Raw genomic sequence first — 11286 nt, 5'->3', positions numbered from 1 at the left:
TTGATATATCAGTCATATATTTAGTTGACTCACTAGTCATTTTACCTAAAATAATCATCTAGTCAAGAAATAATGCTCTTCTCATTTTTACTGAGTTTGGTTAAAATGATAAAGGGAAAGTTTTCACTGGATATAGAGGTGTAGAAAATGGATAAAAGGAATGCAATACTCGAATCAGCTGTGGAACTCTTCGGAGCCCACGGTTACAATCAGACGTCCATGCAGCAAATCGCCGAAAGTGTCGGCATATCAAAAGGCTCACTTTACTCATATTTTCAATCAAAGGAAGATTTGATCATTTCTATTTACGAGCACTATCAACAGCTTGTATTTGAACGGGCATTCGTTGTAGGGCTGGATGGGAATCTGCCTCCTATAGAGAGATTTGCAAAACAGTTCCAAGTACAATTCGAAGGGATTTTGGAGTACAAGTCTTATATGAAGATGCACATGCGAGGGGAGTCCGCTAAAAATAGTGAAAAACTGGCGGCTATGGAGCATCGTATGAGGGGGCGTCTATTCAGCTGGCTTGAACAAAATCTCCTCGAGGTATACGGGGAGGAAATCAGGCCGTACAAATGGGATCTGATGTGGATGACCCAATCCATCTATGCGTCTTATATGATGCTGATGATTTCTCAGGATGATACCCTTGACCCCTCAAGACTTGGGAGACACTTGGTAAGGCAGATTACTCTTCTTGCACATGACTTCCTAAGTGGAGAAAGTTCTCCGCAATTGAATGATGACATGATGAAATCTTTTTCTGTCAGTATGGATAAGGAAGGTGCGTTCATATCGTTCGAGAAAAGGGAGAAAGCTTGGAAGTCCCTGTATGGGAAGATCAAGGGTATGAATAATAGTGGTTATTATATGGACATAGCGAACCGGATTTCAGGGGAATGCAGGGGATCGGAGCCCGACAAATTGGTCTTGAAAGGATTATTCCGGTTATTAATGGATACGGAAGGTATAAGAGTGGAAGCTGAAGAGTTAGAAAAACAGCTCCTTCCCGAGTGAATGGGGAGGAGCTTTTTTGATGATAAAAAAACATAGTATTCTGTGCGTTTACTGGACATTCGGTAAGACAAAACTCCTATCCCATAAATACCATAATAGAGACCATATCTTTTAAAGGAGGTTTTTTTATGGCATTTCCCAGTAATGCACAATATACCCCGGTTTTAGTCGGGGGGACACCCTTATTTGACGTCTTAGGAGATGAAAGTCCCATATCTACGGATATTGTAGGGAATTCAACTTTCCCTGCAGGCTTCTTCGCATATGATGGAACGAATGTTTATTTCCGATTAATGGTGAACGGGGATCCGCGTAATAATCAATTGACAGGCTTCAGAAATTTTTCATGGGGGGTATTAATCAACACAACAGGTGTGACGGGTACGTATGATTGGTTATTCAACGTAGATGGGTTGAATAATCGAGTTAGTTTGATTCAAAATACGGTAAAATTGGTCAATTCCTGGAATGACCCTGCAGAAGGGACGGGTGGGGGGAACCCGAACTTTTCCCAGGCCATCACCAATTTTGACTTTGCCAGGGTGACGCCTGCGGATTCAAGCATCGGGGGGAATCAGGATTTCTTTCTGGATTGGTTCCTTCCGGCGAGTACAGTATTCTCTTTCCTGGGGATTAACGCATCCTCTTCGATTCGCGCCGTATACTTTTCATCGGCAAACTCCAATAACTATAATAAAGATTCATTAAGGACGAGTGAAGGTTTTTCTTTCACTAATGCTTTGTCTGACCCTGTCACTCCGGCTCAGGCGGATATCAGGGCTAAGCTCGCAACCAACAAGGTAAGGAACTCCGGACCCCAAACCGTCGTCCTTGGCCAGCAGGCAACTTGGACAGGTACTGTAACCGTTTCAAATACCGGACTGTCACAAGCGACATCAGTATTTCTTGAAGACATCATCGGTCCCGATCAGGTAACCGGTTTTGTGGTTAATACGACTTCGCAAGGGCTTACCACGTACAACTCGGCCACTAAATTACTGACCTGGAACATCGGAAACCTAAACCCTGGTGCTACTGCTACATTGACATTTTCATTGAGTGGTGCCTTTACGACCAGTGGATCGAGAAACTTAGATCGAGTACAGGCATCAGGTGTGGATTCTTCTTCGGGTCACACTATTCAATCCAATACTTCAGTGGTAACGATAAACGTACAACAAAGCGCTACCATCAATGGGACCATTACGGATCAGTCAACTGGGTTGGTACTCCAGAACGCTACCGTTTCCCTTCTTCAGGGGATGAGCGTCATTGCGACAACTCAATCAAACTCAAGTGGGTTCTACTCGTTCACAAATGTGGTCCCGGGGAATTATACCGTTCAGGCAGCGTTAGCGAATTATGTTACGGGAACAGCCAATGCCACCGCAGCTTCAGGGGCTTCGACAACGGCAAATATTGCTCTCGTACCTCAGCCGAGTACGATATCAGGGAACGTCTCTAATGGTGGTGCCATTACTAACGCTAATGTCCAGCTTCTCAATAATTCCGGTACAGTGGTCGACAGCACGACCACCGACATAGCCGGTAACTATTCCTTTTCCAATGTAACACCAGGACTTTATAATGTTTCTGTCGTAGCTGCAGGATTCCAATCACAGACCAGAGCAGTGATGACAGAGCCTAATCAGGCATCAGTGGTCAATTTCATACTGATTGCCAATCCAGGTGCAATATCTGGTACGGTACGTGATGCTTCAACCAATAATTCAATCCCATTTGCCAATTTGGAACTTTTGGACTCCAATGGGGTGCTCGTCGCTTCAACAACGACAGATGGCACTGGTCAATACTCCTTCAATAATTTGGCTCCTGGAACCTATGGAGTCAGATCCTTTGCTGTCAATTATGGTTCCACGACGGTCTCATCAACGGTCACCGCAGGAAATACCACGGTAACCAACCTCTTCCTTGAACCAAATCCAGGTTCCATTCAAGGAACCGTCACCGACGCCGACACCTTGACGGCAATCCCGGGTGCATCCGTTCAGGCGATCAATAGTCAAAGTGTTATCATAGCAAGTACCACGACGGATGGTAGTGGTCAATATTCTTTCACCAGCCTTATTCCCGGCTCATATTCTCTCTTGTTTACAGCAAACGGCTATGCGATCCAGACCCTCGGTGCTGTCGTTATCTCGAATACTGCCACCATCGTAAATGTAACCTTATCCAGGCTTGCGGGTGCCCTGGTTGGTATTGTTCAGGACCCCAATGCTGCAGCGATCCCAGGGGCTATGGTAACGGTTTACCAGAACAATATCAAAATTAGTTCGGTGGTGACAGATACAAATGGTCAATACATGGTGTCCGGCCTCCCTCCAGGAAGTTACACCGTTGTTGTAAGTGCGCCAAATTACACCACGGAAACGGTTGCTGCCATGATTGAAAATGGTCAAACCACTACGTTAAATGTCACATTAAATGAAAATCCCGGTACGTTGACCGGATTTGTCAGGGATTCGAATAATAATCCAATAGCAGGGGGGGACATCACTGTTCAAATCAGCACAGGAACAGGTATTATCGTTGCCACTACTGTGACGGCAACTGATGGATCATACACGGTTCCGAACCTTGCACCAGGAAATTATACGGTTGTTGCTGCAGCTGCCAATTATCAAACAGCTGCTCAAGGCGTGACTATCACATCCAATGTCACTAGCATAGTGAACTTTAATTTAGCCTCTGATCCAGGATCCATTTCAGGAAATGTAACCAATGCCCAAACGGGGACCCCGATCATTGGTGCAAACGTTCAGGTGAGGGTAGTGGACTCCAGTGGAGCGGTCATCGCAACGGTATTAACCGACAATGAAGGTCAATATGTCGTGAATGGATTGGCACCGGGAGTCTATACGGTCGTAGTATCGGCACCGGATTTTCAGACGAACGCTGCCACTGTGCAAGTTGTGTCAAATCAAACGGTTGATGGCAGTCTAGCCCTGCAGCCTGATCCGGGAGGGATAACGGGAACGGTCGTTGATAGTCCGGGAGGCACCCCGATCCCTGGTGCCAGTGTTAATATTGTCAACAGCTCAGGAAATCTGATTACGACGGTACTCACGGATTCAAACGGGCTTTTTATTGTGGATGGCCTTGCCCCGGATAACTATACATTGAACGTATTCGCTGCCAATTTTCAGAACGGTACAGTGGGTGCCCTCGTATCCTCAGGGCAGACCACGCCCGTAACGGTTACCTTGCTGCCAAATCCAGGTAGGATCACAGGGACGGTTACGCCCGTCGCCTCAAACACACTCATCCAATTAAGGGATGTCAATAATATCCTGATTGATTCTGTCGTTGCTAATCAAGATGGGACATTCTCGTTTAATAACTTGACGCCTGGGACATACACAGTGTCGGCCTCAGCTCCAAATTATTCCACTGCACAGGCAGGGGTTTCGGTCCTGGCTGGCCAAACATCGTCCCTCGATTTGACACTCAGTCCTAATCCGGGATCCGTGTCCGGTTTTGTGACAGATAATTTGGGGAATGAAATAGGAAATGCAACCGTACAGGTGTTTGATCAAAATAATATTCTGATTGGTACTGGATTTACAGATGCATCCGGTCACTATATTATAGGGAATCTTCCAAGTGGCTCTTTTACAGTTGTAGTCAAGGCCCCGGGATTTGGGCAGGCCATTACAGGGATTAATCTTGGGATTGGGGAGGATTTAACAGGTGTCAACGTTTCCCTTGTCCCGAATCCAGGAGGTATTAATGGACAGATAACAAACCTTTCCACTGGGGATACGATACCAGGTGCAACCGTAGTCATTATAGACGGGATTTCCCAGATCCCTGTGGTTTCGACAACTACATCCGTCTTTGGGAACTATTCTGTCAGCGGTCTGGCTCCCGGATCGTATATCGTTTCGGCATCAAAATTGAATTTTACTACAGAGCAAATCGGTGCCATCGTCCAAAGTGACTCATCTACCCGAGCGGATCTTGCATTAGGGGAGAACCCGGGCACGCTATCAGGAATTGTGGAGGATACAAATGGAAATCCGATTACCGGTAATGGCATTCAAATCTCAGTATTCAATGAAAACAACATACTTGTTGTAAGCTTCCTTGCAAACTCTGATGGTACTTATGCAGTTCCATCACTCGCACCCGGCACGTATTTCGTTACTGCCTCGGCTCCTAACTATTCGTCATCCACTGTTTCGGCGATCATTCAATCCAATCAAACCACAACCGTCACCAATGTCTTAGCAGCAAATCCGGTCACTCTTTCGGTACAGGTCTTGATTCAGGACACATCGACCCCTATTGCGGGCTCGACGGTCACCATTCGTCACTCCAATAATATCACGATTGCTACTGGAATCACGGATATGAACGGGTTCGTCACCTTCACATCATTGCCAATCGGAACACTGAATATTACTGCGGATGCAGCAACGTTTGGGACTGATACCAAGTCGGTTATCGGTGGACCTGGGGATATACTCTTTGCTGAACTCAGTCTCTCTCCAAATCCTGGACAGATTCAAGGCTTCATTACCAATCTAGCAAACGGTAGCCCAATCCCTGACACTGTCATCCAACTTTATGATGTCACAAATGTTCTCGTCCAAACCACTCTTTCAAATCAGAATGGGGAGTACACCTTTTCCGGAGTCACCCCTGGAGTCTATACCGTTGTGGCCAATGCGCCAGAATTTGGTCCGGAGACGGCAGGCGCAATCGTTACATCTGATCAAACCAGCTTCCTGAGTTTTGCTTTAAGTCCCAACCCTGGCATCGTACAAGGATTTGTGAGGGACTCTGTTACTCTAATTCCAATAGCCGGAGCAACCGTAGTTGTTCGTGAGCTTTCTGGAACGGGTCCGATCATATTCACCACGATTACTGATTCAAGTGGATTTTTCCAGACTACTAGTCTTTCCCCTTTGGTCTATGTATTGGTGGGAAGCAGTCCGAGTTACGGAACTTCAGCTGTTTCAGCAGTAGTAACGAGTGGAGGAGTAACCAATGTCGAACTACTCCTTACCCCTAATCCGGGATCATTGACGGGGACGGTAAGAGATGCACAGACGTCGCAACCCTTAACAGACAGTTTAGTCCGGGTCATTAATAATCAGGGAACCGTGGTGGCCACCGTCCAAACTTCTGTTAACGGGAGCTACTTCATATCGGGATTGGCTGAAGGTAGCTATACCGTTTCCGCCATAAACACGAACTATCAATCCTTGCTCCAACAAGCGAATATCCAACCAAATACCATTACCTTGCTTGATTTCTACTTACTTGCCAATCCAGCAACCCTCAGTGGAACAGTAGTGGATGCCATTGACGGATCTCCTTTGACAGGAGTCATCATCGAGGTTTATCTTAGTGGAACAGACATTTTGGTAAGGCGTGTCCTTACAGACGAAAACGGAGATTACTTGATTGAAGGACTTCCTCAGGGGACATTTGATGTAAAGGCGCAGCTTCAAGACTATGCCATCAGTGTGAACACGGTGTTCCTGGACCCTGGTGACAGTGAGGAGCTCAATATATCGCTTGTCCCTTTCCCTGCTACGGTACAGGGGACTATAAGGGATGCCGAAACTCTTGAACCAATCAGCGGGGCTTTGATAAAGGTGGTCATTCCAAATACAGACATCGTGGTTGGAAGCATCATTACATCAAACGATGGAACCTATTCACCCAAGGCAGTTATAATGTGGTGATATCAGCAGACGGATATGCAACTGAGGTCATACCGGTCATCCTTGTACCCAATGGAACTGAAACGGTAAATGCCGATCTTGACCCTAATCCTGCGGAAATTACCGGCTACGTGCGAAATGCACAGACAGCCGTCGGGATAGCAGGGGCTCTGGTAAGGGTGTTTAACTCGAACGGAGTGTTCATAACAAGTACGTTGACAGACGATAATGGATTTTATGCCGTTACCGGTTTGGCACAAGGTCAGTACACCGTCATCGCAGGCGCAGATGGATTCGGAGATCAGACTGCAATCATCACCTTATCACCTGGTGAAACGGAAAACCTAAATTTCAGCTTATCTGATCAAACGGCAACTCTGCGAGGAACAGTGCGTGATGCTGTCAACAACCAGGCAATTCAATCCGCCCTGGTTCAAGTCTTCAGGATTGGAACAGTGATTCCCATAGCTTCTGTACTCACCAACGGTTCTGGTGAGTATGAATTTACCGGGTTGGATCCGAGGGAATACCGGGTGGTCTTCTCGGCAGAAGGTTATTCTAGTGAAGTATTTAGAATCTTCCTTACAAATGGTGAAGTCCAGACGTTGAATGTAGAACTGGGTCGACAACCAGCCACCATTAGAGGACGGGTGACGGATGCGAATACCGGAGAATCCATCCAAAGTGCAGGAGTCATAACAGTCATTAGCGGAAGTGGGATTATCGTAGCATCCACGTTGACCGATCAGGAAGGGAATTACATTCTTTCAGGTCTTGCCCCTGGCGATTACAATGTCATTTTCTCTGCAAACGGCTATGTAAGTCAGACGGTCATGATTACATTGAGTAGAGGAGAAACGGTGATTCTTAATGCAACACTGGAATCGAACCCCGCCACCCTGACAGGGAATGTGAGGGAGGCTGGAACACTGTCTCCAATTGAGAATGCACTCATCCAGGTTTTCGCCCCTGATGGAACCCTTCTGGGAGTAACACTCACGGATATGAACGGAAACTATACAATATCAGGACTTCCAGGAGGAACGGTTGTCACAGTCGTTAGAGCAACGGGATATCAAACTCAGTTACAATCAGTCACACTCACAAGAGGAACGACGAGCACTCTCAATTTTTTATTAGCAGGAAATCCTGCAAGCGTTAGGGGGACAGTGACAGATCGTCAAACAGGTCAGCCAATTTCACAAGTGCTTGTACAGATCTTCCCAATAGGATCAAGAGTGCCGATTCGTTCTACTTTAACCGATCCGGAAGGCTTTTATATCCTGACAGGCTTACCTCCTGGAACGTACGTCATCAGATTCACCGCTTCGGGTTATCCTGTTGAAGAAGTAACAATCGTTTTAGCTGAAGGGGAGAATAGGCTGCTGAACGTCCAGCTGGGGGGTATCATACCACCAACTCCTTCTAACCTCAGACCTGAATGCATTTCTGTAGAAAAGGTATATGATTGGGTCATTGCCACTCATAACTCAACAGCAGTCGTCGGACTATCACCGGACTGTAGGGTACTGGTGAATGAATTACTTGAAAGGGGAGAGGGCATACATGTTCAATGTCAGCTTAGTCCTTCTGCCCAACCTAGATGCTCCCTGATTTCGTTTGAAAAAGGGACCCCGGGTAATGTTGAAATCAGGGGGGAAGCGGTACTTCTTGTAACGGTGGGTTCCATAACAGATAAAGACGAATACTGTTCGATGGAAGTACTTGTCTATTTTGATAAAGTAATTGGTGTGTGTCTACCCGAAGGAATGGATGCAGGGAATGTCAACTGTTCCATTGTAGATTTTAAATGTCGGGAAAAGGCGGGAAGCTTAACCCTTGACCAGGTGCAGCTTCAGTTCATTGCATGCCTGGAAGTTGAAATACTGAACCCTGTCGTAGTGGAAGTGCTGGGCGCCTTTTGTGCACCAAGGACAGTGGTAGAGCACGTGGAAGAAGATGATTTGTGTTAATTAAAATGACGAGGTGTTCTCCAAGGGAGGGCACCTTTTCTTTTGACAAATTGTTTTAAATTTCGACAAGAAGGGTATAAGAATGTTGGCGCAATTTTACGGTAATACTAATTCCGTGGGTCGTCAGGATTAAACAAGATCCTGGACGACTTTTATTTTGGCCAAAAATACATAGATAAAGGAGGGTGTACCTGTGGACAAATGGATGAAATTTCTTGAGGTGAATGCACCTCGGATTCTTGATCTGACGATTGAGCATGCGGTTCTGGTGGGTCTTGCCATCATCGTCGCTTTACTAATCGGGGTACCTTTGGGAATTTATTTAACGACAAACGATTATCTTGCTGAGACGGTGTTGCAGATTGCCTCTGTCATGCTGACGATTCCGAGTATTGCCTTATTTGGAGTGATGATTCCGATATTCTCTATCATCAATCAGGGAATTGGCTTTGTTCCTGCGTTTGTGGCACTTGTGCTTTATTCTCAGCTACCGATCATACGGAATACATATACAGCGATCCGGAACGTGAGTCCCGAGATGCGCGATGCAGCAAAGGGAGTCGGGATGAAGACCCACCAGCGACTGTTAAGAGTCGAAATTCCAAATGCCTTTCCGGTTATAATGGCAGGAATCCGGACAGCTGTCGTCATGAATATCGGAATTGGAGTGATCGCAGCTTATATAGGTGCAGGAGGACTTGGTGTCCTTATCACTCAAGGGATTTCCAGAGGTGACAATTACCTGATCATCAGCGGATCTGTTGCAGTTGCGATACTTGCCATGATCGCTGACGCCATTTTGTTATGGATACAAAAACGCTATACTCCAAAAAGCATTGCATAAAGTGAAAGAGGTGAAGAGATGATTACATTTGATCAGACTACCAAGATATACGATGGCGGTGTGACAGCGGTTAAAGGTGTCGACTTTACCGTGGAAAAAGGTCATATCGTCGTACTGCTTGGACCATCGGGCTGCGGGAAAACGACTTTATTACGGATGGTGAATCGATTGGAGTCGATAACCGATGGGAAAATCATTATCGACGGACAGGATTCAATGGAATTAAACCAGATTGAGCTTCGGAGGAAAATTGGTTACGTCATCCAAAGCAACGGACTCTTTCCGAATATGACGATAGAAGAGAACGTCATGATCGTTCCTGACATGTTAGGGTGGGGAAAGAAAGATAAAAAGGAACGTTTTAACAAGTTGATGGAAATGATCGGGCTGAACGGGGATAAATTCGGGAAACGATACCCCCATGAATTATCCGGAGGACAGCAGCAAAGAATCGGCGTCATTCGTGCGTTGGCAGCAGATCCTCCCGTCATGTTGATGGATGAGCCGTTCGGGGCACTCGATCCGATCATCCGTGAGAAGATACAGGATGAATTCCTGCAGATTCAACGGGAAGTGAAGAAAACCATTTTGTTTGTAAGTCATGATATCGATGAGGCGATCAAGATGGCAGACAAGATCGTTTTATTACGTGGAGGGGAAATCATGCAGTATGATACTCCTTCAGAGATGCTTGTACGCCCTAAGAGTGACTTTGTGTATGAGTTCTTCGGAAAAGACCGTGCCATAAAGAGCCTCAGTCTCCATACCATATCCGATTTGAAAAATATTATAGGGCTGGCAGACTTTGATGAAGCGATTCCTGATACGAAGACCATCAATGTGAGGCATGATCTCAGAAATACGTTGTCTATGCTCCTGAATCAGGAAGCTGATCAAGTCATCGTGACGGACGATAAGGGCGCTAAATTAGGTGCGATTACCATCGATCTTGTTCAGAAGTACCTTCATTACGAAATCAAAGGAAAATCGAACGCGGTTCAGAAAGGGTGATTCGGTGAATACCAAAAAAGTCGTCAGTAACATTGTCCGGTATGCCGTGTATGCACTGGTCATCCTGTTCTTTATCTGGGCGATAAAAAATCATTATTTTGATTATATGTTCAGTCAATCCAATACGTTTCTCCATTTATTGAAACAACATATGCAGCTGGTTCTGGTGTCTTCGCTGCTTGCGCTTGTGGTGGCAGTTCCAGTGGGGATCCTGATTACTCGAAAGCAGTTCAGGAGAGCCGAGTGGATTGTATCGAATACAGTTAATTTTGGCCAAACGATTCCAAGTCTGGCCGTACTTGCCTTGATGATCAGTATTTTGGGCATCGGGTTTAAAACAGCCATATTCGCTCTGTTTATTTATTCCCTTTTACCGATTTACCGAAATACAGTTGCAGGAATTGACTCGATTGACGATAATCTGATAGATGCAGCAAGAGGGATGGGGATGAAGCCCCATCAAATCCTTTTTCGTATTGAATTGCCGAATGCAGCGTACTCGATTCTTGCGGGGATCAGGACAGCTGTGGTACTGAACATCGGTACTGCAGCTCTTGCGTACGTTGTTGGCGGGGGCGGATTAGGTGTCTGGATATTTACGGGTATCCAATTATTCGATAATGGTTATTTAATTTCCGGAGCCATTCCGGTAACAATATTGGCCATTCTTGTTGATTTACTATTGAGACTTATTGAACGGTTGGTTGTTCCTAAAGGCACGAAACAAACATTGGAAATGTAA

6 protein-coding genes are annotated in these 11286 nt (G+C 45.8%); all 6 read left to right on the top strand.

The features are described from left to right. The first annotated feature begins 147 nt into the window (after window positions 1-147). Window positions 148-1020, top strand: coding sequence for a TetR/AcrR family transcriptional regulator (locus tag ATG71_RS16270; protein WP_098440531.1), 873 nt, complete (start codon window positions 148-150; stop codon window positions 1018-1020). Window positions 1021-1148: 128 nt separating this feature from the next. After that, window positions 1149-6737, top strand: coding sequence for a beta strand repeat-containing protein (locus tag ATG71_RS16265; protein WP_098440528.1), 5589 nt, complete (start codon window positions 1149-1151; stop codon window positions 6735-6737). Continuing rightward, a complete protein-coding gene (locus ATG71_RS16260; RefSeq protein ID WP_098440525.1) occupies window positions 6731-8689 on the top strand; it encodes a carboxypeptidase regulatory-like domain-containing protein in 1959 nt (652 codons plus the stop codon). Before ATG71_RS16265 ends, ATG71_RS16260 begins: the two co-directional genes overlap by 7 nt. Window positions 8690-8882: 193 nt before the next feature. Then, window positions 8883-9533: an ABC transporter permease gene (locus ATG71_RS16255; RefSeq protein WP_098440522.1), complete on the top strand. Its 651-nt coding sequence runs from the start codon at window positions 8883-8885 to the stop codon at window positions 9531-9533. A gap of 18 nt (window positions 9534-9551) precedes the next feature. Then, complete coding sequence (locus ATG71_RS16250) at window positions 9552-10544, top strand: ABC transporter ATP-binding protein (protein ID WP_098440520.1); 993 nt, start codon at window positions 9552-9554, stop codon at window positions 10542-10544. Window positions 10545-10548: 4 nt separating this feature from the next. After that, window positions 10549-11286: an ABC transporter permease gene (locus tag ATG71_RS16245; RefSeq protein WP_098440517.1), complete on the top strand. Its 738-nt coding sequence runs from the start codon at window positions 10549-10551 to the stop codon at window positions 11284-11286.

Source organism: Bacillus sp. es.034, from assembly GCF_002563655.1.
Taxonomy (GTDB): domain Bacteria; phylum Bacillota; class Bacilli; order Bacillales; family Bacillaceae_B; genus Rossellomorea.
The sequence above is the reverse complement of the archived record's forward strand: the minus strand, read 5'-3'. Positions and strand labels throughout refer to the sequence as shown.

Coding starts and splice junctions, on each gene's coding strand:
- ATG71_RS16270 (WP_098440531.1), top strand. CDS start 148: ATGGATAAAAGGAATGCAATACTCGAATCAGCTGTGGAACTCTTCGGA.
- ATG71_RS16265 (WP_098440528.1), top strand. CDS start 1,149: ATGGCATTTCCCAGTAATGCACAATATACCCCGGTTTTAGTCGGGGGG.
- ATG71_RS16250 (WP_098440520.1), top strand. CDS start 9,552: ATGATTACATTTGATCAGACTACCAAGATATACGATGGCGGTGTGACA.